Annotated in this window: 16 protein-coding genes, 6 tRNA genes and 3 rRNA genes; 2 read left to right on the top strand and 23 right to left on the bottom strand. The window is 56.9% G+C overall.

The window, feature by feature from the left end:
• Positions 1–183: 183 nt before the first annotated feature.
• The 22 genes from rpoC to tyrS all read right to left on the bottom strand — a co-directional run bounded on the left by rpoC (position 184) and on the right by tyrS (position 23,173).
• Positions 184–4,383 (bottom strand): DNA-directed RNA polymerase subunit beta', encoded by a 4,200-nt coding sequence (gene rpoC, locus ACZ9A3_RS21035; RefSeq protein WP_045202248.1) that lies wholly within the window; start codon positions 4,381–4,383, stop codon positions 184–186.
• Between the two features lie 64 nt (positions 4,384–4,447).
• Positions 4,448–8,521: a DNA-directed RNA polymerase subunit beta gene (gene rpoB, locus ACZ9A3_RS21040; protein ID WP_045202245.1), complete on the bottom strand. Its 4,074-nt coding sequence runs from the start codon at positions 8,519–8,521 to the stop codon at positions 4,448–4,450.
• 219 nt (positions 8,522–8,740) lie between these two features.
• A complete protein-coding gene (gene rplL, locus ACZ9A3_RS21045; protein ID WP_043861936.1) occupies positions 8,741–9,106 on the bottom strand; it encodes a 50S ribosomal protein L7/L12 in 366 nt (121 codons plus the stop codon).
• A 78-nt stretch (positions 9,107–9,184) separates the two neighbouring features.
• On the bottom strand, positions 9,185–9,685 hold the full coding sequence (gene rplJ, locus ACZ9A3_RS21050; RefSeq protein ID WP_045190247.1) for a 50S ribosomal protein L10: 501 nt from the start codon (positions 9,683–9,685) through the stop codon (positions 9,185–9,187).
• Between the two features lie 199 nt (positions 9,686–9,884).
• Complete coding sequence (gene rplA / locus ACZ9A3_RS21055) at positions 9,885–10,580, bottom strand: 50S ribosomal protein L1 (protein WP_045202241.1); 696 nt, start codon at positions 10,578–10,580, stop codon at positions 9,885–9,887.
• Complete coding sequence (gene rplK / locus ACZ9A3_RS21060) at positions 10,580–11,011, bottom strand: 50S ribosomal protein L11 (RefSeq protein ID WP_010220295.1); 432 nt, start codon at positions 11,009–11,011, stop codon at positions 10,580–10,582. Before rplK ends, rplA begins: the two co-directional genes overlap by 1 nt.
• 119 nt (positions 11,012–11,130) lie before the next feature.
• Positions 11,131–11,664 (bottom strand): transcription termination/antitermination protein NusG, encoded by a 534-nt coding sequence (gene nusG / locus ACZ9A3_RS21065; protein WP_010220294.1) that lies wholly within the window; start codon positions 11,662–11,664, stop codon positions 11,131–11,133.
• Between the two features lie 9 nt (positions 11,665–11,673).
• A complete protein-coding gene (secE, locus tag ACZ9A3_RS21070; RefSeq protein WP_045202238.1) occupies positions 11,674–12,042 on the bottom strand; it encodes a preprotein translocase subunit SecE in 369 nt (122 codons plus the stop codon).
• Between the two features lie 45 nt (positions 12,043–12,087).
• Positions 12,088–12,163: transfer RNA gene (locus tag ACZ9A3_RS21075), tRNA-Trp, on the bottom strand.
• 53 nt (positions 12,164–12,216) lie between these two features.
• Complete coding sequence (tuf, locus tag ACZ9A3_RS21080) at positions 12,217–13,410, bottom strand: elongation factor Tu (protein ID WP_010220303.1); 1,194 nt, start codon at positions 13,408–13,410, stop codon at positions 12,217–12,219.
• A gap of 85 nt (positions 13,411–13,495) precedes the next feature.
• Positions 13,496–13,571, bottom strand: a tRNA-Thr gene (locus ACZ9A3_RS21085).
• Between the two features lie 26 nt (positions 13,572–13,597).
• Positions 13,598–13,671: transfer RNA gene (locus ACZ9A3_RS21090), tRNA-Gly, on the bottom strand.
• A gap of 24 nt (positions 13,672–13,695) precedes the next feature.
• Positions 13,696–13,779, bottom strand: a tRNA-Tyr gene (locus tag ACZ9A3_RS21095).
• A 152-nt stretch (positions 13,780–13,931) separates the two neighbouring features.
• On the bottom strand, positions 13,932–14,360 hold the full coding sequence (locus tag ACZ9A3_RS21100) for a hypothetical protein (protein ID WP_045202405.1): 429 nt from the start codon (positions 14,358–14,360) through the stop codon (positions 13,932–13,934).
• Between the two features lie 7 nt (positions 14,361–14,367).
• A complete protein-coding gene (locus tag ACZ9A3_RS21105) occupies positions 14,368–15,114 on the bottom strand; it encodes a pantothenate kinase (RefSeq protein ID WP_045202403.1) in 747 nt (248 codons plus the stop codon).
• Positions 15,104–16,063 (bottom strand): bifunctional biotin--[acetyl-CoA-carboxylase] ligase/biotin operon repressor BirA, encoded by a 960-nt coding sequence (birA, locus tag ACZ9A3_RS21110; protein ID WP_045202402.1) that lies wholly within the window; start codon positions 16,061–16,063, stop codon positions 15,104–15,106. Before birA ends, ACZ9A3_RS21105 begins: the two co-directional genes overlap by 11 nt.
• Positions 16,064–16,227: 164 nt before the next feature.
• Positions 16,228–16,343 (bottom strand): 5S ribosomal RNA (gene rrf, locus ACZ9A3_RS21115).
• Between the two features lie 136 nt (positions 16,344–16,479).
• Positions 16,480–19,370 (bottom strand): 23S ribosomal RNA (locus tag ACZ9A3_RS21120).
• A 214-nt stretch (positions 19,371–19,584) separates the two neighbouring features.
• A tRNA-Ala gene (locus ACZ9A3_RS21125) sits at positions 19,585–19,660 on the bottom strand.
• A 29-nt stretch (positions 19,661–19,689) separates the two neighbouring features.
• Positions 19,690–19,766, bottom strand: a tRNA-Ile gene (locus ACZ9A3_RS21130).
• A 66-nt stretch (positions 19,767–19,832) separates the two neighbouring features.
• Positions 19,833–21,369: ribosomal RNA gene (locus ACZ9A3_RS21135) — 16S ribosomal RNA — on the bottom strand.
• Together the 16S, 23S and 5S rRNA genes with 2 tRNA genes alongside form the textbook arrangement of a ribosomal RNA operon.
• A 604-nt stretch (positions 21,370–21,973) precedes the next feature.
• Positions 21,974–23,173, bottom strand: coding sequence for a tyrosine--tRNA ligase (gene tyrS, locus ACZ9A3_RS21140; RefSeq protein WP_045199348.1), 1,200 nt, complete (start codon positions 23,171–23,173; stop codon positions 21,974–21,976).
• 210 nt (positions 23,174–23,383) lie between these two features.
• Here tyrS and ACZ9A3_RS21145 point away from each other — a divergent pair, with 210 nt between their 5' ends.
• Both ACZ9A3_RS21145 and ACZ9A3_RS21150 read left to right on the top strand, forming a co-directional pair.
• Positions 23,384–24,805, top strand: a complete 1,422-nt coding sequence (locus ACZ9A3_RS21145; RefSeq protein ID WP_045199347.1) for a peptidoglycan DD-metalloendopeptidase family protein — start codon at positions 23,384–23,386, stop codon at positions 24,803–24,805.
• Positions 24,806–24,808: 3 nt separating this feature from the next.
• Positions 24,809–25,900, top strand: a complete 1,092-nt coding sequence (locus tag ACZ9A3_RS21150; RefSeq protein WP_476253086.1) for an anhydro-N-acetylmuramic acid kinase — start codon at positions 24,809–24,811, stop codon at positions 25,898–25,900.
• Between the two features lie 57 nt (positions 25,901–25,957).
• Here ACZ9A3_RS21150 and erpA read toward each other — a convergent pair whose 3' ends face one another.
• Positions 25,958–26,308 (bottom strand): iron-sulfur cluster insertion protein ErpA, encoded by a 351-nt coding sequence (gene erpA, locus ACZ9A3_RS21155; RefSeq protein ID WP_010221479.1) that lies wholly within the window; start codon positions 26,306–26,308, stop codon positions 25,958–25,960.
• Positions 26,309–26,358 lie beyond the last annotated feature (50 nt).

A 26,358-nucleotide genomic window follows, 5' to 3' on the forward strand; every position in this document is an offset into this window, starting at 1 on the left:
GCTATTGTCTTGCAAGAAAAGCAAAAATTGGCAGGACGGAGTCCCACCAAATTTAGGGGTACAAGAGTCTAAAGAGGATCTTGCCCCCAGTCAAGACAAGGCCCCGGCCCTCCCCTTCCAGTCATCGGCAACAAATTATGTCGCCGATGGCCAAAACAGGTTTGCCGGGGCCCTATCCTACTTTCAGTTACCGCTGGAATTCAGCGCTTCGGTCAGTGCGGCTTCCACCTCACTGGCACTTACGCGCAGCGGTTTGTCGGCATCACGGCGACGCTTGCGCTCGCTGTGGTAGGCCAGACCGGTACCGGCCGGGATCAGACGACCCACGACCACGTTTTCTTTCAGGCCGCGCAGGTAATCGCGCTTGCCGGTTACCGCCGCTTCGGTCAGTACGCGGGTGGTTTCCTGGAAGGAAGCCGCCGAGATGAACGATTCGGTGGACAGCGAGGCCTTGGTGATACCCAGCAGTACGCGCGAGAACTTGGAGATGAACTTGTCATCTGCGCCGAGACGCTCGTTCTCTACCAGTACCTGGGTCAGTTCCATCTGGTCGCCCTTGATGAAGCTGGAATCGCCGGACTCGGTGATCTCAACTTTACGCAGCATCTGACGCAGGATGGTCTCGATGTGCTTGTCGTTGATCTTCACGCCTTGCAGACGGTAAACGTCCTGAATCTCGTTGACGATGTACTTGGCCAGCGCGCTTACACCCAGCAGACGCAGGATGTCGTGCGGATCGCTCGGACCGTCGGAGATAACTTCGCCGCGGTTAACCTGTTCGCCTTCGAAGACGTTCAGGTGACGCCACTTCGGAATCAGCTCTTCGTACGGATCGCTGCCATCGTTCGGGGTGATGACCAGACGGCGCTTGCCCTTGGTCTCTTTACCGAAGGCGATGGTGCCGCTGACTTCAGCCAGAATCGAGGCTTCTTTCGGACGACGGGCTTCGAACAAGTCGGCAACCCGTGGCAGACCACCGGTGATGTCACGGGTCTTCGACGTTTCTTGCGGGATACGCGCGATAACGTCACCGACGCCGATCTGGGCACCGTCAGCCACACCAACCAGGGCGTTCGCCGGCAGGAAGTACTGAGCCGGTACGTCGGTACCTGGCAGCAGCAGATCCTTGCCATTGGCGTCGACCATCTTGATTGCAGGGCGGATTTCCTTACCTGCAGCCGGACGGTCTTTGACGTCCAGAACTTCAATGTTGGTCAAACCAGTCAATTCGTCAGTCTGACGCTTGATGGTGATGCCTTCTTCCATGCCCACGAAGGTCACGGTACCTTTCATTTCGGTAACGATCGGGTGGGTGTGCGGGTCCCACTTGGCGACGATTGCGCCAGCGTCGACCTTGTCGCCTTCCTTCACGGAAATGACCGCACCGTAAGGCAGCTTGTAACGCTCACGCTCACGACCGAATTCGTCGGCAATCGCCAACTCACCGGAACGCGATACGGCAACCAGGTTACCGTCGGCACGCTCAACCTGTTTCAGGTTGTGCAGGCGAACCATACCGCCGTTCTTCACCTGGACGCTGTCGGCAGCCGAGGTCCGGCTTGCAGCACCACCGATGTGGAACGTACGCATGGTCAGCTGGGTACCCGGCTCACCGATCGACTGGGCAGCGATAACGCCGACCGCTTCACCGATGTTCACCTGGTGACCGCGAGCCAGGTCGCGACCGTAGCACTTGGCGCAGATGCCGTAGCGAGTTTCGCAGCTGATCGGCGAACGCACGATCACTTCGTCGATGCTGTTCAGCTCGATGAATTCGACCCACTTCTCGTCGACCAGGGTACCGGCCGGAACGATAACGTCGTCGGTGCCTGGCTTGAACACGTCACGGGCGATAACACGACCCAGTACACGCTCACCCAGCGGCTCTACAACGTCGCCGCCTTCAATGTGCGGCGTCATCAGCAGGCCTTGCTCGGTGCCGCAGTCGATCTCGGTAACCACCAGATCCTGGGCAACGTCTACCAGACGACGAGTCAGGTAACCGGAGTTCGCGGTTTTCAGCGCGGTATCCGCCAGACCCTTACGAGCACCGTGAGTCGAGATGAAGTACTGGAGTACGCTCAGACCTTCACGGAAGTTCGCGGTGATCGGCGTCTCGATGATCGAGCCGTCCGGCTTGGCCATCAGACCACGCATACCGGCCAGCTGACGAATCTGAGCTGCCGAACCCCGGGCACCGGAGTCAGCCATCATGTACATCGAGTTGAAGGACTCTTGCTCGACTTCGTCGCCGTTGCGGTCGATGACTTTCTCTTTCGAGAGGTTGGCCATCATCGCTTTGGAAACTTCGTCGTTCGCCTTGGACCACAAGTCGATGACTTTGTTGTACTTCTCGCCCTGGGTTACCAGGCCGGAGGCGTACTGGCTCTCGATCTCTTTCACTTCGTCGGTAGCGGTACCGATGATGCGGGCTTTTTCATCCGGGATAACGAAGTCGTTAACACCGATGGAAACGCCGGAGATGGTCGAGTAGGCAAAACCGGTGTACATCAGCTGGTCAGCGAAGATCACGGTCTCTTTCAGACCAACCACGCGGTAGCACTGGTTGATCAGCTTGGAGATCGCCTTTTTCTTCATTGGCTGGTTGACCACGTCGTACGACAGACCTGGCGGTACAACCTGGAACAGCAGCGCACGGCCGACAGTAGTGTCGACGATACGGGTGTTCTTGACGCTGCCGCCATCACGATCGTTGACGGTTTCGTTGATACGAACCTTGATCTTGGCGTGCAGGGCAGCTTCGCCGGCGCGGAATACGCGGTCGACTTCCTGCAGGTCGGCGAACACGCGACCTTCGCCCTTGGCGTTGATGGCTTCACGGGTCATGTAGTACAGACCCAGTACAACGTCCTGCGACGGAACGATGATTGGCTCACCGTTGGCTGGCGACAGAATGTTGTTGGTCGACATCATCAGCGCGCGCGCTTCGAGCTGGGCTTCCAGCGTCAGCGGCACGTGAACGGCCATTTGGTCACCGTCGAAGTCGGCGTTGTACGCAGCACAGACCAGCGGGTGCAGCTGGATAGCCTTACCTTCGATCAGTACCGGTTCAAAGGCCTGGATACCCAGACGGTGAAGGGTCGGCGCACGGTTGAGCAGTACGGGGTGTTCGCGAATCACTTCGGCGAGAACGTCCCAGACCTCTGGCAGCTCGCGCTCGACCATCTTCTTGGCGGCCTTGATGGTGGTCGCCAGACCACGCATTTCCAGCTTGCCGAAAATGAACGGCTTGAACAGCTCGAGAGCCATTTTCTTCGGCAGACCGCACTGGTGCAGACGCAGGGTCGGACCTACGGTAATTACCGAACGGCCGGAGTAGTCAACGCGCTTACCGAGCAAGTTCTGACGGAAACGACCTTGCTTACCCTTGATCATGTCGGCCAGGGATTTCAGAGGACGCTTGTTCGAGCCGGTGATGGCACGACCGCGACGGCCGTTATCCAGCAAGGCGTCGACCGCTTCCTGCAGCATGCGCTTTTCGTTGCGCACGATGATGTCCGGCGCGGACAGGTCGAGCAGGCGCTTCAGACGGTTGTTACGGTTGATCACCCGACGATACAGGTCGTTCAGGTCGGAAGTCGCGAAGCGACCGCCATCCAGCGGAACCAGTGGACGCAGGTCTGGCGGCAGAACCGGCAGAACGGTCAGGACCATCCACTCAGGCAGGTTGCCCGAGCCCTGGAAGGCTTCCATCAGTTTCAGACGCTTGGACAGCTTCTTGATCTTGGTTTCCGAGTTGGTCTGCGGAATCTCTTCGCGCAGGCGACCGATCTCGTGCTCCAGGTCGATAGCGTGCAGCAGCTCGCGGACAGCCTCGGCACCCATGCGGGCGTCGAAGTCGTCACCGAACTCTTCCAGCGCTTCGAAGTACTGCTCGTCGTTGAGCAGCTGGCCTTTTTCCAGGGTGGTCATGCCCGGGTCGATAACGACATAGCTCTCGAAGTAGAGAACGCGCTCGATATCACGCAGGGTCATGTCCATCAGCAGGCCGATACGGGACGGCAGCGACTTCAGGAACCAGATGTGGGCAACCGGCGAAGCCAGTTCGATGTGCGCCATGCGCTCACGACGAACCTTGGCCAGGGCGACTTCAACGCCGCACTTCTCGCAGATCACGCCGCGGTGTTTCAGGCGCTTGTACTTACCGCACAGGCACTCGTAGTCCTTGACTGGGCCAAAGATCTTGGCGCAGAACAGGCCGTCACGCTCGGGTTTGAACGTACGGTAGTTGATGGTTTCCGGCTTTTTAACTTCACCGAACGACCACGAACGGATCATCTCAGGCGAGGCCAATCCGATACGGATGGCGTCGAACTCTTCGACTTGACCCTGGTTTTTCAGCAAATTCAGTAGGTCTTTCAAGGCCTTTCCTCCTGGCGGAGCAGGGAGCGGGCTTTTCAGCCACGCTCCCGATTCGCGTCACGTGTTATTCGGTTTCCAGATCGATATCGATACCGAGCGAACGAATCTCTTTGATCAACACGTTGAAGGACTCGGGCATGCCCGGCTCCATACGGTGATCGCCGTCCACGATGTTTTTGTACATCTTGGTCCGACCGTTCACGTCGTCCGACTTCACTGTGAGCATTTCTTGCAGGGTGTATGCCGCGCCGTATGCTTCCAGCGCCCACACTTCCATCTCCCCGAAACGCTGACCGCCGAACTGCGCCTTACCACCCAGCGGCTGCTGGGTAACCAGGCTGTAAGAACCAGTGGAACGCGCGTGCATCTTGTCGTCCACCAAGTGGTTCAGCTTGAGCATGTACATGTAACCAACGGTCACATGACGCTCGAACTTGTTGCCGGTACGACCGTCGAACAGCTGCATCTGACCGCTTTCTGGCATGTCTGCCAGTTTCAGCATGGCCTTGATCTCGCTTTCCTTGGCACCGTCGAAGACTGGAGTGGCCATTGGCACACCGCCTTTGAGGTTCTTCGCCAGGTCCAGGATTTCCTGGTCGGAGAAGGTCTCCAGTTGTTCCTGACGACCACCGATCTCGTTGTAGATCTCGGTGAGGAACTTGCGCAGCTCGATGACCTTGCGCTGCTCTTCGAGCATGCGGTTGATCTTCTCGCCCAGACCTTTGGCCGCCAGGCCCAGGTGGGTTTCGAGGATCTGACCGACGTTCATACGCGATGGTACGCCCAACGGGTTGAGGACCACGTCGACCGGAGTACCGTTGGCGTCGTGCGGCATGTCTTCGACCGGCATGATCACCGAGACCACACCTTTGTTACCGTGACGGCCGGCCATCTTGTCGCCCGGCTGGATGCGGCGACGGATTGCCAGGTAGACCTTGACGATCTTCAGTACGCCCGGTGCCAGGTCATCGCCCTGCTGCAGCTTGCGCTTCTTGTCTTCGAACTTGTCGTCCAGCAGACGGCGACGATCAACGATGTAGGCCTGGGCCTTCTCGAGCTGCTCGTTCAGCGCGTCTTCGGCCATGCGCAGTTTGAACCACTGGCCGTGCTCCAGACCGTCCAGGACTTCGTTGGTGATCACAGTGCCTTTCTTCAGGCCTGCACCACCGTCGACAACCTGGCCGTTCAGGGCCGAACGCAGACGTTCGAAGGTTGCGCCTTCGACGATGCGGAACTCTTCGTTGAGGTCCTTGCGGATCTCGTCCAGCTGCATCTTCTCGATGGACAGCGCACGACTGTCGCGCTCGACGCCATCACGGGTGAAGACCTGCACGTCGATGACAGTACCTTTGGTGCCGGTAGGCACGCGCAGGGAGGTGTCTTTAACGTCGCTGGCTTTCTCACCGAAGATTGCGCGCAGCAGTTTTTCTTCCGGAGTCAGCTGGGTTTCGCCTTTTGGCGTGACCTTGCCGACCAGGATGTCGCCAGCGCCAACTTCAGCACCAACATAAACGATACCGGCTTCGTCCAGCTTGTTCAGCGCAGCTTCACCGACGTTCGGGATGTCCGCGGTGATTTCCTCTGGGCCAAGCTTGGTGTCACGGGCCACACAGGTCAGTTCCTGGATGTGGATCGTGGTGAAGCGGTCTTCCTGAACAACACGCTCGGACAGGCAGATGGAGTCTTCGAAGTTGAAGCCGTTCCACGCCATGAACGCGATGCGCATGTTCTGACCCAGCGCCAGTTCACCCATGTCGGTGGACGGGCCGTCGGCCATGATGTCGCCACGCTGAACCGCGTCACCCTTGTTAACCAGCGGACGCTGGTTGATGCAGGTGTTCTGGTTCGAACGGGTGTATTTGGTCAGGTTGTAGATGTCGACACCGGCTTCACCGGTTTCAACTTCGTCATCGGCAACGCGAACAACGATACGGCTGGCATCGACAGAGTCGATCACGCCGCCACGACGGGCCACGACGCAAACGCCGGAGTCACGGGCAACGTTGCGCTCCATGCCGGTACCGACCAGCGGCTTGTCGGCGCGCAGGGTTGGTACAGCCTGACGCTGCATGTTCGAACCCATCAACGCACGGTTGGCGTCGTCGTGCTCGAGGAACGGAATCAGCGACGCTGCAACCGAAACTACCTGCTTCGGCGAAACGTCCATCAGGGTGACGTCTTCCGGCGCCTTGACGGTGAATTCGTTCAGGTGACGAACAGCTACCAGCTCATCGATCAGGTGCTTCTTCTCGTTCATCGTGGCCGAAGCCTGGGCGATGACGTGATCAGCTTCTTCGATCGCCGACAGGAACACGATGTCGTCGGTAACCACGCCCTCTTTCACCACGCGGTACGGGCTTTCCAGGAAGCCGTACTGGTTGGTGCGAGCGTATGCCGCCAGGGAGTTGATCAGACCGATGTTCGGACCTTCAGGGGTCTCGATCGGGCACACGCGGCCGTAGTGGGTCGGGTGTACGTCACGGACTTCGAAGCCTGCGCGCTCACGGGTCAGACCACCAGGGCCGAGTGCAGAAACACGACGCTTGTGGGTGATCTCGGACAGCGGGTTGTTCTGGTCCATGAACTGCGAGAGCTGGCTGGAGCCGAAGAACTCTTTCACCGCCGCCGCAACCGGCTTGGCGTTGATCAGGTCCTGAGGCATCAGGCCTTCGCTTTCTGCCATCGACAGACGCTCTTTGACCGCGCGCTCTACACGCACCAGGCCAACGCGGAACTGGTTCTCGGCCATCTCGCCGACACAGCGGACGCGACGGTTACCGAGGTGGTCGATGTCGTCGACGATGCCTTTGCCGTTACGGATGTCGACCAGGGTCTTGAGGACCTCGACGATATCTTCCTTGCTCAGCACGCCCGAACCTTCGATCTCGGTGCGACCGATACGACGGTTGAACTTCATGCGGCCTACGGCCGACAGGTCGTAACGCTCGGCGCTGAAGAACAGGTTGTTGAACAGGGTCTCGGCGGCATCCTTGGTTGGCGGCTCGCCAGGACGCATCATGCGATAGATCTCGACCAGCGCTTCCAGTTGGTTGCTGGTGGAGTCGATCTTCAGGGTATCCGAGATGAACGGACCGCAGTCGATGTCGTTGGTGTACAGGGTCTCGATGCGAACAACCTGGGCCTTGGCGATTTTCACCAGGACGTCGGTGCTCAGCTCGGTGTTGCACTCAGCCAGGATCTCGCCGGTAGCCGGGTGCACGATCGCCTTGGCGGTAGTGCGGCCCAGGACGTATTCCAGCGGCACGTCCAGCTGCTTGACGCCAGCTTTTTCCAGCTGGTTGATGTGGCGAGCAGTGATACGACGACCTTGCTCGACAATGACCTTGCCGGTTTCGTCATGGATGTCCATGACCGCAACTTCACCACGCAGGCGCTGAGGCACCAGCTCCAGGCTGAGCTTCTCGCCCGACACGTGGAAAACGTTGGTGGTGTAGAAAGCGTCCAGCACTTCTTCAGTGCTGTAGCCCAGCGCGCGCAGCAGAACCGACGCAGGCAGTTTGCGACGACGGTCGATACGGACGAATACACAGTCTTTCGGATCGAATTCGAAGTCCAGCCACGAGCCGCGGTAAGGAATGATCCGCGCCGAGTACAGCAGTTTGCCAGAGCTGTGCGTCTTGCCGCGGTCGTGATCGAAGAACACGCCCGGCGAACGGTGCAGCTGGGAAACGATAACACGCTCGGTACCGTTGATTACGAAGGTACCGTTTTCAGTCATCAGGGGGATTTCACCCATGTAGACTTCTTGCTCTTTGATGTCCTTGATCGCTTTGTTCGACGATTCTTTGTCGAAAATGATCAGGCGGACTTTTACCCGCAGCGGCACCGCGTAGGTCACGCCACGCAGTACGCATTCTTTGACATCAAAAGCCGGTTCGCCCAGACGATAGCCAACGTACTCCAGGGCAGCATTGCCGGAGTAGCTGATGATCGGGAAAACCGATTTGAAGGCCGCATGCAGGCCCACGTCGCGGAACTGATCTTTGGTCGCTCCCGCTTGCAAGAATTCACGATACGAATCCAGCTGGATGGCCAGGAGGTAAGGCACATCCATGACGTCCGGCAACTTGCTAAAGTCCTTGCGGATACGTTTTTTCTCAGTGTATGAGTAAGCCATCAGCGTTCCCCAGCTTGGTCACCTGCTTGTTTGGCTTCTCCCGACGGGAGCAGCCAGAAAATCGTGCAAACCCCTTGGTTTGCGCCACCATCATTGGTGGTTGCAGCTCGTTATCAGCGCCGACCTGGTCAGCTGCCAATAACGGAAAAAGGCCGGTGGCAAGAGCCACCAGCCATCAGCCTTTCGCTTGTCGCTCGGGCTGGAGACGCACAGTCGAAATTATTTCAGTTCGACGGTAGCGCCTGCTGCTTCCAGGTCAGCTTTAGCTTTGTCAGCGGCTTCTTTCGAAACGCCTTCAGCAACAACCTGAGGAGCGGTATCAACCTTTTCCTTGGCTTCTTTCAGGCCCAGGCCGGTCAGTTCGCGAACAGCCTTGATCACGTTTACTTTCTTGTCGCCAGCGGCAACCAGAACAACGTTGAACTCGGTTTGTTCTTCAACAACGGCAGCGGCAGCAGCTGGGCCAGCAGCGGCAACAGCAGCGGTAACGCCGAAGGTTTCTTCCATTGCTTTGATCAGCTCAACAACTTCCAGAACGGTTTTCTGGCCGATTGCTTCGATGATTTGCTCGTTAGTCAGAGACATGACTTAAATCCTGTATTGGGGTGACAGCCTACGCAGCCATCAAATTAAACGTATGATTTCGAAAGTGCTTTCTGCGCCTTAGGCTGCAGCAGCTTCTTTCTGGTCGCGAACGGCTGCCAGAGTACGAGCCAGCTTGCTGGTAGCGCCTTGGATCACGCTCATCAGCTTTGCAATAGCTTCGTCGCGGGTCGGCAGCGAAGCCAACACGTCGATCTGGTTTGCGGCAAGGAACTTGCCGTCGAACGCAGCTGCCTTGATCTCGAACTTGCTCTGACCCTTGGCGAATTCTGCGAACAGACGGGCAGCAGCGCCCGGGTGTTCGTTGGAGAACGCGATCAGGGTAGGGCCGGTGAAGGCGTCGTTGAGGACACTGAATTCAGTGTCAGCAACAGCGCGCTTGAGCAGGGTGTTACGTACAACACGTACGTAAACGCCAGCTTCACGAGCCTCTTTACGGAGTCCGGTCATTGCGCCTACAGTCACGCCACGGGCATCAGCCACGACAGCAGACAGAGCGACTTTGGCAGCCTCGTTGACTTCAGCGACGATGGCCTTCTTGTCTTCGAGTTTAATTGCCACGGGTAAAACTCCTGCTTGTTACCGTTTCATCCAGCCGGGGCCGGATGTCGTTTTGGTGTCTGATTCGGTAAGGAACCAGGGGCACCATCTGCGTAGGCTTGTGGTTTAAGACTTGCGTCGCCTACGGTCTTGGATAGCCCCCGCCAGGCAGGGACCCCAATTTTTCAACCTGGTGCGATCACTCGCACCGGGTTTTGTCTTACGCGTTCAGCGAGCTCTGGTCGATGACCAGACCTGGGCCCATGGTGGTGCTCAGGGTAACGCGCTTGACGTAGATACCTTTCGAGGAAGCTGGCTTGATACGCTTCAGATCAGCGATCAGGGCTTCAACGTTTTCCTTCAGCTTGCCAGCTTCAAAGCCGATTTTGCCAACGGAGGTGTGGATGATGCCGTTTTTGTCGGTGCGATAACGAACCTGACCAGCCTTGGCGTTTTTAACCGCGGTGGCTACGTCTGGAGTTACGGTACCGACTTTCGGGTTAGGCATCAGGCCGCGAGGACCCAGAACCTGACCCAGCTGACCTACAACACGCATTGCGTCCGGGGAAGCAATAACGACGTCATAGTTCAGGTCGCCGCCTTTCATTTCGGCAGCCAGATCGTCCATACCAACGCGGTCAGCGCCGGCAGCCAGAGCGGCCTCGGCAGCAGGACCCTGGGTGAAGACAGCTACACGTACGGTCTTGCCAGTGCCGTGTGGCAGCACGGTAGCGCTACGTACGACCTGGTCGGATTTACGTGGGTCAACACCGAGGTTGACAGCAACGTCGAAGGATTCGCTGAACTTCACGGTGGACAGTTCGGCCAGCAGCACTGCTGCTTCTTCGAAGTTGTAGACTTTGCCTGCTTCGATTTTCGAAGCAATGGCCTTTTGGCGCTTGGTCAGCTTAGCCATTACACACCCTCCACGTTGAGGCCCATGCTGCGAGCGGAACCGGCGATGGTACGCACGGCCGCATCCATGTCAGCAGCGGTCAGATCAGCATTTTTGGTTTTTGCGATCTCTTCCAGCTGAGCACGGGTCACAGTACCGACTTTAACGGTGTTCGGACGTGCAGAACCGCTGGTCAGGCCAGCTGCTTTCTTCAGCAGAACCGAAGCAGGGGTGCTTTTGGTTTCGAAGGTGAAGCTGCGGTCACTGTAAACAGTGATGATCACAGGAGTCGGCAGGCCGGCTTCTTGACCCTGGGTACGGGCGTTGAAGGCCTTGCAGAATTCCATGATGTTCACACCGTGTTGACCCAGTGCTGGACCAACGGGTGGGCTTGGGTTGGCCTGGCCGGCCTTTACTTGCAGCTTGATGTAAGCCTGAATCTTCTTAGCCATGAGCTACTCCAATATCGGGTACGAACGCCAGATGGCTCCCCGGATGACTTGCGTTTTATCCCAGTGACGACAAAACCCCGCAGCACATAGGGCTGCGGGGTATGGGATGCTTTGTTCGGCTAGACCTTCTCGACCTGGCTGAACTCGAGCTCTACCGGGGTAGAGCGACCGAAAATAAGCACGGCCACTTGGATCCGGCTCTTCTCGTAGTTAACTTCTTCAACGGTACCGTTGAAATCAGCAAACGGACCATCGATAACACGGACCACTTCGCCCGGCTCGAACAGAGTCTTCGGCTTCGGCTTGTCGCTGCCATCGGCAACGCGACGCAGAATGGCCTCGGCTTCCTTGTCGGTGATCGGTGCAGGCTTGTCTGCAGTACCACCGATGAAGCCCATGACGCGAGGGGTGTCCTTGACCAAGTGCCAAGTCCCTTCGTTCATGTCCATTTGGACCAGCACATAACCTGGGAAGAACTTACGCTCGCTTTTGCGCTTCTGGCCATTGCGCATCTCAACCACTTCTTCAGTGGGGACCAGAATTTCGCCGAAGCCATCTTCCATGCCAGCCAGCTTTACGCGCTCGATCAGCGAGCGCATGACATGCTTCTCGTAACCCGAGTAAGCATGCACAACGTACCAACGCTTAGCCACGGGACACCCTTAGCCAACAATCAAGGAAATCAACCAACCCAGCAGGGAGTCGAGACCCCACAGCAGCAACGCCATCACCAGGACAACCGCCACTACGATGAGCGTGGTCTGAGTGGTTTCTTGGCGGGTTGGCCATACGACTTTACGAATCTCGGTGCGAGCTTCCTTTGCCAGCGCAAAGAACGACTTGCCTTTGGCGGTCTGCAGGGCAACAAAGCCAGCTACAGCAGCAAGGGCAAGCAGTGCAAGTACGCGGTACAGAATCGGCGAAGCAGAGTAATACTGGTTACCCACAACACCAACGACTACCAAAGCGACAACAGCCAGCCACTTGAGCAGATCAAAACGAGAGTCTTGGGCTTCAGCCTTGGGAGTCATCTAGGAAGATCCTGTGAAAAGAAAGCCAGACACACGAGGTGAATCTGGCAGGTCAGGAGGGAATCGAACCCCCAACCTACGGTTTTGGAGACCGTCGCTCTGCCAATTGAGCTACTGACCTAAAAGCTTATCAGGCCGACCATTATGCCGGCCTGATCGAGAGAAATCAACTACTTATTCGATAATCTTCGCTACTACGCCAGCGCCGACGGTACGACCGCCTTCACGGATAGCGAAACGCAGACCGTCTTCCATCGCGATGGTTTTGATCAGGGTAACAGTCATCTGAATGTTGTCACCTGGCATTACCATTTCAACGCCTTCTGGCAGCTCGCAGTTACCAGTCACGTCAGTAGTACGGAAGTAGAACTGTGGACGGTAGCCTTTGAAGAACGGAGTGTGACGACCGCCTTCTTCTTTGCTCAGAACGTAAACTTCTGCGGTGAACTTGGTGTGCGGCTTGACCGAACCTGGCTTGACCAGAACCTGGCCACGCTCAACGTCGTCACGCTTGGTGCCGCGCAGCAGCACGCCGCAGTTCTCGCCAGCACGACCTTCGTCCAGCAGCTTGCGGAACATCTCAACACCGGTGCAGGTGGTGGTGGTGGTGTCACGCAGACCAACGATTTCCAGGGCGTCTTGAACGCGGACGATACCACGCTCGATACGACCGGTAACAACAGTACCACGACCCGAGATCGAGAATACGTCTTCGATTGGCATCAGGAACGGCTTGTCGATAGCGCGCTCAGGCTCTGGGATGTAGCTGTCCAGAGTCTCAACCAGCTTCTTGACAGCGGTGGTGCCCATTTCGTTGTCGTCTTTGCCTTCCAGCGCCATACGAGCCGAACCGATGATGATCGGGGTGTCGTCGCCTGGGAAGTCATAGGTGGACAGCAGGTCGCGAACTTCCATCTCGACCAGTTCCAGCAGCTCAGCGTCGTCTACCAGGTCAGCCTTGTTCAGGAAGACCACGATGTACGGAACGCCAACCTGACGGGACAGCAGGATGTGCTCACGGGTTTGTGGCATCGGACCATCGGCGGCCGAGCAAACCAGGATCGCGCCGTCCATCTGGGCAGCACCGGTGATCATGTTCTTCACGTAGTCAGCGTGACCTGGGCAGTCGACGTGAGCGTAGTGACGAATGTTCGAGTTGTACTCGACGTGTGCGGTGTTAATGGTGATACCGCGAGCTTTCTCTTCTGGAGCGCTGTCGATCTTGTCGAATTCAACGACGGCCGAACCGAAAACTTCGGAGCAGACGCGGGTCAGTGCCGCAGTCAGCGTGGTCTTGCCATGGTCAACGTGACCAATGGTGCCGACGTTTACGTGCGGCAGACTACGATCGAACTTTTCCTTAGCCATCGAGACAATCCTCAGCAATAAGAAACAAGCAAGTCAATATGACCATTAAAACAAAGGCAGATATTTTCATATCTGCCTTGTTATATGGAGCTCTTGAGCGGATTTGAACCGCTGACCTCACCCTTACCAAGGGTGTGCTCTACCAACTGAGCTACAAGAGCGTAACACTGTGCAACAACAGCAAACCTGGAGCGGGTAGCGGGAATCGAACCCGCATCATCAGCTTGGAAGGCTGAGGTTCTACCACTAAACTATACCCGCGGAGCTTGCGGCTCTCGCTAAAACTGGTGGAGGGAGAAGGATTCGAACCTTCGAAGCTCTCGCAACGGATTTACAGTCCGTCCCCTTTGACCGCTCGGGAATCCCTCCAGAATTGGCCGGCATTCTATTCAGATACCGATCAAGTGTCAAGCGTTTTTTCAAATTTTTTCAATCAAATCTGAAACTTAGCTGCTTTGACACCGCTTCCAGCTCTACCACCTCAGTGGTGTTCCCTGTGAAGCGGGCGCCATTCTATCAAGCTATTCGCCAGTTGCAATACCCTCGCACAACATTATTTTATGTTTTAAGTCTTTGAAATCATGGGAAAGTGTCCCGAGCACGGTTTGGTCCAGCAAACGCTGGCTCTGGGGCGCAATCTGCAACCACAAACCCGTGCTGTCCCCCAGGCGGCCGGTCACTGGAGCAGCAGCGATATCCAGGGTCAGCAAGCGCTGACGCAGCGCTTTTAGCTGATCCTGGCCCACCAAGCCACCTACATAGAGGCACTCCTGGCCACGCTCGGGCGCAGTTTTACCCTTGCTCGACTCGCTCAGCAGACGAATATCCTGCTGATTTCCCTTGTACAGCGACAACGGCGCCACTTCCTTGGCCTTCAACGGCGCTTCCTGCTGGTGCCAGACGTAATAAAAGACGTTGAGCACCACCAACAACAGAAACAACCAACGCATAGGCACCTCAATCCAGGGGACAAGCCATGGCCAGGCCAACAAATACCAGGTCCGGAACCACCCGGGCCTGTGGAGCGGCCTTTTGCACCAGGAGCGCATCGCCCCCGGTCAGCAACACAGTGAAATCATCACCCCACAACTCATGGGCATGCTCAAGCTGCGAGCGGACAAAGCCCTGAAGCATGTGCACGCAGCCACGCTCTACCGCCTCGACGGTAGAACGCCCAGGGGCAAGGCTCGACAGTGCGCGCTCAGCGGAGGCATCGTCATAGCGGATGCGTCGGGTGTGGGTACGCAGCTGGCTACGCATCAACGGCATGCCCGGGCAGATGAAGCCACCCAGGTGCTCGCCGTCGGCCGAAACGAAGTCAGCCTTGGCCGCCGTACCGAAATCCATCACCAGACACGCGCCACGGGCCAAGTGAAAGCCGCCCAGCACCGCAAGCCAGCGATCCAGGCCGAGGCGCTGGTAATCTTCGTAGCCATTGCGTACGCCAGCGACCTCCCTGGCAGGCTGAGCCACCACGACGCTCAAGCCAAAATGCTGGGCGAGCAGCGCCGAAAGGCCAGCGGTCTCCTCCTCACTTCTGACACTGACCAGGCGGCAGCGCCGGGGCGCTGCAGGGAGCGCCGTGACGGCAGCCACCAGGGCCTGATCGGAGTCCACAATGCCGCCGGCAACAACGGCGCCCTCAGTAGCGCTGATGACTCGCCACTTGATAAAGCTGTTGCCACAATCGAGCTCAAGAATCATCACGCAACCTCAAACTGAGCTCACCACCGCTAAAGCTCTTTTCAACACCATCGACCTCGAGGCGCAGCGCCCCTTGCCGGTCAATGCCTAGAACAATTCCGTCAATCCGGTTGACTCCGGCAATCAAGGACACCGCAGCCCCCTGCCACAGATGGGATTGTTCCCACTCGGCCTGGAACGCGGCGAATCCGGATTGCCGATGGCGCTGCAGATCCTGCTGCAGGTTCTGACTGAGCGCAGCCACCAGTTTATTACGATCGACTGCCACCCCTGTCTCACGACGCACTGACGTCCACAACTGATCGATCTGCTCGTTGACCTGCATGTTGACGTTGATACCAATCCCCAGCACGACGTGACAGACGTCCGCAGGATCTCCGACCAGTTCCAGGAGGATACCGGCGATCTTCTGATTGTTTACCAGAACATCATTCGGCCATTTCAGTCCCGAGCCGGCAACACCAAAGGCCTGCAGCGTACGCATTACCGCCAGGCCAACCACCAGGCTCAGACCTTCCAGCTGGCGCATGCCGCCTTCAATACGCAGCACCAGGCTGTAATAGAGGTTTTCCGCGAATGGGCTGACCCACTGACGACCGCGTCGGCCGCGCCCCGCCGCCTGACGCTCAGCCAGCACCAGGAACGGCGCAGCCTGGCCTTCGCTGATTGAGCGCAGGGCCTGGGCATTGGTCGAGTCGATGGATTCGAATATCAATACTGGCCATTGTTCGCCCTGGGAAAGCTCGGCTATGGCCGATTCTTCCAGCAACGACAACGGCGTGGCCAACTGGTAGCCGCGGCCACGGACTTTATGAATGGGCAGGTTCAGCTCAGCCTCAAGAAGCTGTAATTGCTTCCAGACAGCGGCGCGACTGACGCCCAAGGCTGCGCCCAGGTCTTGCCCGGAATGGAACCGGCCATCCTTGAGGAGCTTCAACAACTTCAGCATGCCAATCTCGACTCACAATGAGGAGGGCATGATAGCCATGCAGGTGGGGATTGCATAGAAAACTGAGCTGTAGGAATGGCCCTCTGTGGTCACCGCCCGCAGAGGAAACAGCCAGAAAGACAAAACCCCTACCTGCATATGCAGATAGGGGTTTCGGAATTTAATCTTGACGATGACCTACTCTCACATGGGGAAACCCCACACTACCATCGGCGATGCATCGTTTCACTGCTGAGTTCGGGATGGGATCAGGTGGTTCCAATGCTCTATGGTCGTCAAGAAATTCTGTTGCCAGAAGGTCTTGTTCAGACACTCCAGCGAATCGGGTATGTGATGTTTGTGAGTTACAAATCTTCGGCTGTGCAGTCTTCACAACACCGCAATCTGGTCTTCGACGCAAATTGCTTGGGTGTTATATGGTCAAGCCTCACGGGCAATTAGTATTGGTTAGCTCAACGCCTCACAGCGCTTACACACCCAACCTATCAACGTCGTAGTCTTCGACGGCCCTTCAGGGAGCTCAAGGCTCCAGTGAGATCTCATCTTGAGGCAAGTTTCCCGCTTAGATGCTTTCAGCGGTTATCTCTTCCGAACATAGCTACCCGGCAATGCCACTGGCGTGACAACCGGAACACCAGAGGTTCGTCCACTCCGGTCCTCTCGTACTAGGAGCAGCCCCTCTCAAATCTCAAACGTCCACGGCAGATAGGGACCGAACTGTCTCACGACGTTCTAAACCCAGCTCGCGTACCACTTTAAATGGCGAACAGCCATACCCTTGGGACCGGCTTCAGCCCCAGGATGTGATGAGCCGACATCGAGGTGCCAAACACCGCCGTCGATATGAACTCTTGGGCGGTATCAGCCTGTTATCCCCGGAGTACCTTTTATCCGTTGAGCGATGGCCCTTCCATACAGAACCACCGGATCACTAAGACCTACTTTCGTACCTGCTCGACGTGTCTGTCTCGCAGTCAAGCGCGCTTTTGCCTTTATACTCTACGACCGATTTCCGACCGGTCTGAGCGCACCTTCGTACTCCTCCGTTACTCTTTAGGAGGAGACCGCCCCAGTCAAACTACCCACCATACACTGTCCTCGATCCGGATAACGGACCTGAGTTAGAACCTCAAAGTTGCCAGGGTGGTATTTCAAGGATGGCTCCACGCGAACTGGCGTCCACGCTTCAAAGCCTCCCACCTATCCTACACAAGCAAATTCAAAGTCCAGTGCAAAGCTATAGTAAAGGTTCACGGGGTCTTTCCGTCTAGCCGCGGATACACTGCATCTTCACAGCGATTTCAATTTCACTGAGTCTCGGGTGGAGACAGCGCCGCCATCGTTACGCCATTCGTGCAGGTCGGAACTTACCCGACAAGGAATTTCGCTACCTTAGGACCGTTATAGTTACGGCCGCCGTTTACCGGGGCTTCGATCAAGAGCTTCGCGTTAGCTAACCCCATCAATTAACCTTCCGGCACCGGGCAGGCGTCACACCCTATACGTCCACTTTCGTGTTTGCAGAGTGCTGTGTTTTTAATAAACAGTCGCAGCGGCCTGGTATCTTCGACCGGCATGGGCTTACGGAGCAAGTCCCTCACCCTCACCGGCGCACCTTCTCCCGAAGTTACGGTGCCATTTTGCCTAGTTCCTTCACCCGAGTTCTCTCAAGCGCCTTGGTATTCTCTACCCAACCACCTGTGTCGGTTTGGGGTACGGTTCCTGGTTATCTGAAGCTTAGAAGCTTTTCTTGGAAGCATGGCATCAACCACTTCGTCGCCTAATGGCAACTCGTCATCAGCTCTCGGCCTTAAGATCCCGGATTTACCTAAGATCTCAGCCTACCACCTTAAACTTGGACAACCAACGCCAAGCTGGCCTAGCCTTCTCCGTCCCTCCATCGCAATAACCAGAAGTACAGGAATATTAACCTGTTTTCCATCGACTACGCTTTTCAGCCTCGCCTTAGGGACCGACTAACCCTGCGTCGATTAACGTTGCGCAGGAAACCTTGGTCTTTCGGCGTGGGAGTTTTTCACTCCCATTGTCGTTACTCATGTCAGCATTCGCACTTCTGATACCTCCAGCAAGCTTCTCAACTCACCTTCACAGGCTTACAGAACGCTCCTCTACCGCATCACCTAAGTGATACCCGTAGCTTCGGTGTATGGTTTGAGCCCCGTTACATCTTCCGCGCAGGCCGACTCGACTAGTGAGCTATTACGCTTTCTTTAAAGGGTGGCTGCTTCTAAGCCAACCTCCTAGCTGTCTAAGCCTTCCCACATCGTTTCCCACTTAACCATAACTTTGGGACCTTAGCTGACGGTCTGGGTTGTTTCCCTTTTCACGACGGACGTTAGCACCCGCCGTGTGTCTCCCATGCTCGGCACTTGTAGGTATTCGGAGTTTGCATCGGTTTGGTAAGTCGGGATGACCCCCTAGCCGAAACAGTGCTCTACCCCCTACAGTGATACATGAGGCGCTACCTAAATAGCTTTCGAGGAGAACCAGCTATCTCCGAGCTTGATTAGCCTTTCACTCCGATCCACAGGTCATCCGCTAACTTTTCAACGGTAGTCGGTTCGGTCCTCCAGTCAGTGTTACCTAACCTTCAACCTGCCCATGGATAGATCGCCCGGTTTCGGGTCTATACCCAGCGACTAAACGCCCTATTAAGACTCGCTTTCGCTACGCCTCCCCTATTCGGTTAAGCTCGCCACTGAATATAAGTCGCTGACCCATTATACAAAAGGTACGCAGTCACCTAACAAAGTAGGCTCCCACTGCTTGTACGCATACGGTTTCAGGATCTATTTCACTCCCCTCTCCGGGGTTCTTTTCGCCTTTCCCTCACGGTACTGGTTCACTATCGGTCAGTCAGTAGTATTTAGCCTTGGAGGATGGTCCCCCCATATTCAGACAAAGTTTCTCGTGCTCCGTCCTACTCGATTTCATGACTAAGAGATTTTCGCGTACAGGGCTATCACCCACTATGGCCGCACTTTCCAGAGCGTTCCGCTAATCTCAAAGCCACTTAAGGGCTAGTCCCCGTTCGCTCGCCACTACTAAGGGAATCTCGGTTGATTTCTTTTCCTCAGGGTACTTAGATGTTTCAGTTCCCCTGGTTCGCCTCTTGCACCTATGTATTCAGTACAAGATACTCAGCTTATGCTGAGTGGGTTCCCCCATTCAGAGATCTCCGGATCAAAGTCTGTTTGCCGACTCCCCGAAGCTTATCGCAGGCTACCACGTCTTTCATCGCCTCTGACTGCCAAGGCATCCACCGTATGCGCTTCTTCACTTGACCATATAACCCCAAGCAATCTGGTTATACTGTGAAGACAACATTCGCCGAAAACTTGTAATTACTCACAAATTTTACCTTAGCCTGAACACACACCAGTGAAAGTGCTGTCCAGTCTATCTTTCTATCACATACCCAAATTTTTAAAGAACGATTCTGAAAAAGTTCAGAAATCAATATTCGATACGAATATTCATTTCTAAGCTTTGACGTAAGGTGGTGGAGCCAAGCGGGATCGAACCGCTGACCTCCTGCGTGCAAGGCAGGCGCTCTCCCAGCTGAGCTATGGCCCCGTATTGCTACAGGCTGCACCACATGTAATTGGTGGGTCTGGGCAGATTCGAACTGCCGACCTCACCCTTATCAGGGGTGCGCTCTAACCAACTGAGCTACAGACCCAATCGTCTTCTTCAATGAATCAAGCAATTCGTGTGGGAGCTCATAAGACAGCTGATGTCTGTCGATTAAGGAGGTGATCCAGCCGCAGGTTCCCCTACGGCTACCTTGTTACGACTTCACCCCAGTCATGAATCACACCGTGGTAACCGTCCTCCCGAAGGTTAGACTAGCTACTTCTGGTGCAACCCACTCCCATGGTGTGACGGGCGGTGTGTACAAGGCCCGGGAACGTATTCACCGCGACATTCTGATTCGCGATTACTAGCGATTCCGACTTCACGCAGTCGAGTTGCAGACTGCGATCCGGACTACGATCGGTTTTGTGAGATTAGCTCCACCTCGCGGCTTGGCAACCCTCTGTACCGACCATTGTAGCACGTGTGTAGCCCAGGCCGTAAGGGCCATGATGACTTGACGTCATCCCCACCTTCCTCCGGTTTGTCACCGGCAGTCTCCTTAGAGTGCCCACCATAACGTGCTGGTAACTAAGGACAAGGGTTGCGCTCGTTACGGGACTTAACCCAACATCTCACGACACGAGCTGACGACAGCCATGCAGCACCTGTGTCAGAGTTCCCGAAGGCACCAATCCATCTCTGGAAAGTTCTCTGCATGTCAAGGCCTGGTAAGGTTCTTCGCGTTGCTTCGAATTAAACCACATGCTCCACCGCTTGTGCGGGCCCCCGTCAATTCATTTGAGTTTTAACCTTGCGGCCGTACTCCCCAGGCGGTCAACTTAATGCGTTAGCTGCGCCACTAAAATCTCAAGGATTCCAACGGCTAGTTGACATCGTTTACGGCGTGGACTACCAGGGTATCTAATCCTGTTTGCTCCCCACGCTTTCGCACCTCAGTGTCAGTATGAGCCCAGGTGGTCGCCTTCGCCACTGGTGTTCCTTCCTATATCTACGCATTTCACCGCTACACAGGAAATTCCACCACCCTCTGCCCTACTCTAGCTCGCCAGTTTTGGATGCAGTTCCCAGGTTGAGCCCGGGGATTTCACATCCAACTTAACGAACCACCTACGCGCGCTTTACGCCCAGTAATTCCGATTAACGCTTGCACCCTCTGTATTACCGCGGCTGCTGGCACAGAGTTAGCCGGTGCTTATTCTGTCGGTAACGTCAAAATACTCACGTATTAGGTAAGTACCCTTCCTCCCAACTTAAAGTGCTTTACAATCCGAAGACCTTCTTCACACACGCGGCATGGCTGGATCAGGCTTTCGCCCATTGTCCAATATTCCCCACTGCTGCCTCCCGTAGGAGTCTGGACCGTGTCTCAGTTCCAGTGTGACTGATCATCCTCTCAGACCAGTTACGGATCGTCGCCTTGGTGAGCCATTACCTCACCAACTAGCTAATCCGACCTAGGCTCATCTGATAGCGCAAGGCCCGAAGGTCCCCTGCTTTCTCCCGTAGGACGTATGCGGTATTAGCGTTCCTTTCGAAACGTTGTCCCCCACTACCAGGCAGATTCCTAGGTATTACTCACCCGTCCGCCGCTGAATCGAAGAGCAAGCTCTTCTCATCCGCTCGACTTGCATGTGTTAGGCCTGCCGCCAGCGTTCAATCTGAGCCATGATCAAACTCTTCAGTTCAATACTGCTTGGGTTTTGAGAAAACCCTAAACTTGGCTCAGCAATCTCAAATGACTTACTTTCAAATCTTTCGATTTTCGTGTAGCCACTTGTGATGCTGATAATCTTTTTGACTATCAGTCTGAGCTCACAAGCACCCACACGAATTGCTTGATTCAGTTGTTAAAGAGCGGTTGGTTAAGAGCTTTTCGTCTCAACCGAGGCGCGCATTCTACGCTTTCCTCAGAGCCTGTCAAGCGTTTATTTTGAAGTTTTTCGTTTCGCTTCAAACACTTGACTCGCTGCGATCTCTCGTAGCGGGAGGCGAATTCTACAGCGTTTCAAACCGCTGTCAACCGCCTTTTTCACCGCTGCCGATCTTTCGATCGAAGCACCTCCGGATGACCCTGGAACCGCTAACTCTTTGAAACTCAAGGAGTTTTCAGTTCCGACTGCGCCGGAAGTGGGGCGAATTATAGAGAGATCTGCGGGGGCGTCAAGGACTTATTTCAACTTTGTTTCAGCGGGGGCGTTTTGGCTATAAGTAGCAAGCTTCAAGCTGCAAGTAAAAGCAGAGGCACCGCGCTCAACTTGTAGCTTGCAGCTTATAGCTTGCCGCTACCGCCTACTCAGCCTTGAGGGTAACCCGGGCAAATGCCTTCTTGCCCGCCTGGCATACATGGGTCGCGCCAAGTGCAAACATGAAATCACGATCAACCACCGCACCGTCGACCTTCACCGCGCCGCCATTGAGCAGATCCCGCGCCATCGCCGAGTTCTTCACCAGACCCGCGCGGTTCAACACGGCAGCGATCGGCAAGCCTTCAGCCGCAGAGACCTCAACCTCAGGCAGATCCTCCGGCAACTCGCCCTCTTTCATACGGTTACCTGCCGCGCGGTGAGCATTGGCGGCAGCCTCCTCGCCATGGAAGCGGGCAACGATCTCTTCCGCCAGCTTGATCTTAATGTCACGCGGGTTTGCGCCATTGGCGACATCGGCACGCAACTGCTCGATCTCTTCCATGGAACGGAAGCTCAGCAGTTCGAAGTAACGCCACATCAGGGTGTCAGGAATCGACACGAGCTTGCTGTACATCACCCCAGGGGCTTCCTGGATGCCGACATAATTGCCCAGGGACTTGGACATCTTCTTCACGCCGTCGAGCCCTTCGAGCAGCGGCATGGTCACGATGTTCTGTGCTTCCTGGCCGTAAGCACGTTGCAGCTCGCGCCCCATAAGCAGGTTGAACTTCTGGTCGGTACCGCCGAGCTCGACGTCGCACTTGAGTGCCACCGAGTCATAACCCTGCACCAGCGGATAGAGGAACTCATGGATCGCGATCGGCTGGTTGGTGGTGTAGCGCTTGTCGAAGTCGTCGCGCTCGAGCATGCGCGCCACGGTGTACTGCGACGCCAGGCGAATGAAGTCGGCCGGGGTGAGCTTGTCCATCCAGGTGGAGTTGAACGCGACTTCGGTCTTGGCCGGGTCGAGAATCTTGAACACCTGCTGTTTATAGGTCTCGGCGTTATCCAGTACCTGCTCGCGGGTCAGCGGCGGACGGGTAGCGCTCTTGCCGCTCGGGTCACCGATCATGCCGGTGAAGTCGCCAATCAGGAAGATCACCTGGTGACCCAGATCCTGGAACTGGCGCAGCTTGTTGATCAGGACGGTATGCCCCAGGTGCAGGTCAGGCGCAGTCGGGTCAAAACCCGCCTTGATCCGCAGCGGCTGCCCGCGCTTGAGCTTCTCGACCAACTCGGACTCGACCAGTACCTCTTCCGCTCCACGCTTGATCAGCGCTAGCTGCTCTTCAACCGACTTCATAACAGACCCGTAAGGCTCAGATTCAAAGGGACCCAACCATACAAGATCAGCCATCAAATACAAGTTTTTGCCCCGAGTGTGACCTCGAAGCCGACTGATGACGTCTGCGCGCTTGCGCTGAAGGGGATTTGGTTATATTTTATACAGTTATTTCATCTTCATCATGTCATTCATCTTTTCCACTTCATCTATTTCAAAGTCAATTCATCTATGACCAACGAACCGCCTAAAGCGCCCCCGCTTTATCCGAAGAGCCACCTGTTGGCCGCCAGCGGCATCGCCGCCTTACTCAGCCTGGCCTTGCTGGTGTTCCCATCCAGCGAGGTCGAAGCCAAGAAAACCACCCTGAACCTGGAGCTGGAAAGCCCGGCAGAGCAACTCAAGCAGGAACAGGACGCCCCACTTACCCAGAACACCGACGCCGCCCCCTCGCCGTTTGCGCAGATCGACAACAGCGCCGCAGCAACCGAGGAAACCGCTAAGACCGAGCCTGCGCCCGCCGCTGCCGAAGCCGCGCCAGCCAAGGACCCAAGCCACCGCGAAGTCACCGTAAGCCGCGGCGATACCCTGTCGACCCTGTTCGCCAAGGTCGGCCTGCCGGCTACCGCTGTGCATGAAGTGCTGGCCAGTAACAAGCAGGCCAAGCAGTTCAGCCAGCTCAAGCATGGCCAGGTACTGCAGATCGAACTGGACAAGGACGGTCAGCTGGCCAGCCTGCACAGCAAGCTCAGCGACCTGGAAACCATTCGCCTGACCAAGAGCGCAAACGGTTACGCGTTCAACCGTGAAATCAGCAAGCCCGTGGTGCGCTCGGCCTATGTACATGGCGTGATCAAGAGTTCGCTGTCGGCCTCGGCCCAGCGTGCCGGCCTGAATCACAACCTGACCATGGATATGGCGCGCATCTTCGGGTATGACATCGACTTCGCCCAGGATATCCGCCAGGGCGACGAGTTCGACGTGATCTATGAACAGAAGGTCATGAACGGCAAGGTCGTCGGTACCGGCAATATCCTCTCTGCCCGCTTCACCAACCGCGGCAAGAGTTTCACCGCAGTGCGCTACACCAACAAGCAGGGTAACACCAACTACTACACCGCCGACGGCAACAGCATGCGCAAGGCGTTCATCCGCACTCCGGTTGATTTCGCCCGCATCAGCTCGCGCTTCTCGGCTGGCCGCAAGCACCCGATCCTGAACAAGATCCGCGCGCACAAAGGTGTCGACTACGCAGCACCACGCGGCACACCGATCAAGGCGGCCGGTGACGGTAAAGTGCTGCTGGCAGGCCGCCGCGGCGGCTACGGCAACACCGTGATCATCCAGCACGGTAACCGCTACCAGACCCTGTACGGGCACATGCAGGGCTTCGCCAAGGGCGTGAAGACCGGCGGCACCGTCAAGCAAGGGCAAATCATCGGCTACATTGGCACCACCGGCCTGTCTACCGGCCCGCACCTGCACTACGAGTTCCAGGTCAACGGCGTCCACGTCGACCCGCTCGGGCAGAAGTTGCCAATGGCTGACCCGATCGCCAAGGCCGAGCGCCAGCGTTTCCTGCAGCAAAGCCAGCCACTGGTCGCGCGCATGGACCAGGAAAAGGCCACCCTGCTTGCTTCGAGCAAGCGTTAAGCAATGCCGCTCTATCTGGGTGTGATGTCCGGGACCAGCCTCGATGGCCTTGACATCGCCTTGATCGAACAGGAGCAGCAACTCACGCTGCTCGCCACCCATTACATCCCCATGCCCGCCGACCTGCGCCAGGACCTGCTGGCCCTGTGCGCCAGCGGGCCGGACGAGATTGCCCGCGCCGCCCTGGCCGAAAACCGCTGGGTGCAGCTTGCCGCCGAAGGTATCCAGCACCTGCTGGCCGCGCGCAACCTCACGCCCGAGGCCATTCGCGCCATCGGCAGCCACGGCCAGACCATCCGCCACGAACCGGCGCGCGGCTTTACCGTACAGATCGGCAACCCGGCGCTGCTGGCTGAGCTTACCGGCATCAGCGTGGTCAGCGACTTCCGTCGCCGTGACGTTGCCGCCGGCGGCCAGGGCGCTCCCCTGGTACCGGCCTTTCACGAAGCCCTGTTCGCCCATCAGGGCCAACGCCTGGCGGTGCTCAATGTCGGTGGCTTCAGCAATCTGAGCCTGATCGAGCAGGACAAACCAGTCAGCGGCTTCGACTGCGGGCCGGGTAACGTGCTGCTCGATGCCTGGATTCAGCAGAAACAAGGGCACAGCTATGACGCCAATGGTGCCTGGGCGGGCACCGGCCAGGTTATCCCAGGCCTGCTCGCCTCGCTGCTGAGCGATCCGTTCTTCGCAGGCAGCGGCCCGAAAAGTACCGGCCGCGAAGTGTTCAACCTGCCTTGGCTCAATCAGCACCTGGCCCCTCAGCCAAGCCTTCGGGATGAAGACGTGCAGGCCACCCTGCTGGAACTGACCGCCCGTAGCATCGTCAGCTCGCTGCAAGCGGCACAGCATGATACCCAGGCACTGCTGGTCTGCGGCGGCGGCGCCCACAACAGCGTGCTGATGCAGCGCCTGGCAGCCCTGCTGCCCAACGCCCGGGTCAGCAGCACTGCCGCTTGCGGGATCGACCCTGACTGGGTTGAGGCCATGGCCTTTGCCTGGCTGGCCCACTGCTGCCTGCAGCGCATCCCCGCCAACCGCCCCAGCGTCACCGCTGCCCGTGGCCTGCGGGTACTGGGCGCGATCTACCCGGCATAACTCGCAGACAGCAAAACGCCGCGCATCAGCGCGGCGTTTGCGGTACTGCCCTGGCGATCAGATCGAGAACGAAGAGCCGCAACCACAGGTCGTGGTGGCGTTCGGGTTCTTGATAACGAAACGCGAGCCTTCCAGGCCTTCCTGGTAATCCACCTCGGCTCCTGCCAGATACTGGAAACTCATCGGATCGACAACCAGAGCCACGCCTTCGCGCTCGACGATGGTGTCGTCTTCGGCAACGTCTTCATCGAAAGTGAAACCGTACTGAAAACCCGAGCAACCGCCGCCGGTCACGAAAACTCGCAACTTCAGGCGATCATTGCCTTCTTCATCGACCAGGGTCTTCACCTTGTGCGCTGCACCCTCAGTGAACTGCAATGCCACAGGGGTGAAGGATTCGACGCTCATGCTGACTATCTCCCGGCGCTATGCCGCCATAATGCGTGATGACGCGCATT

The sequence above is a fragment of the Pseudomonas sp. TE4620 genome (assembly GCF_056279045.1).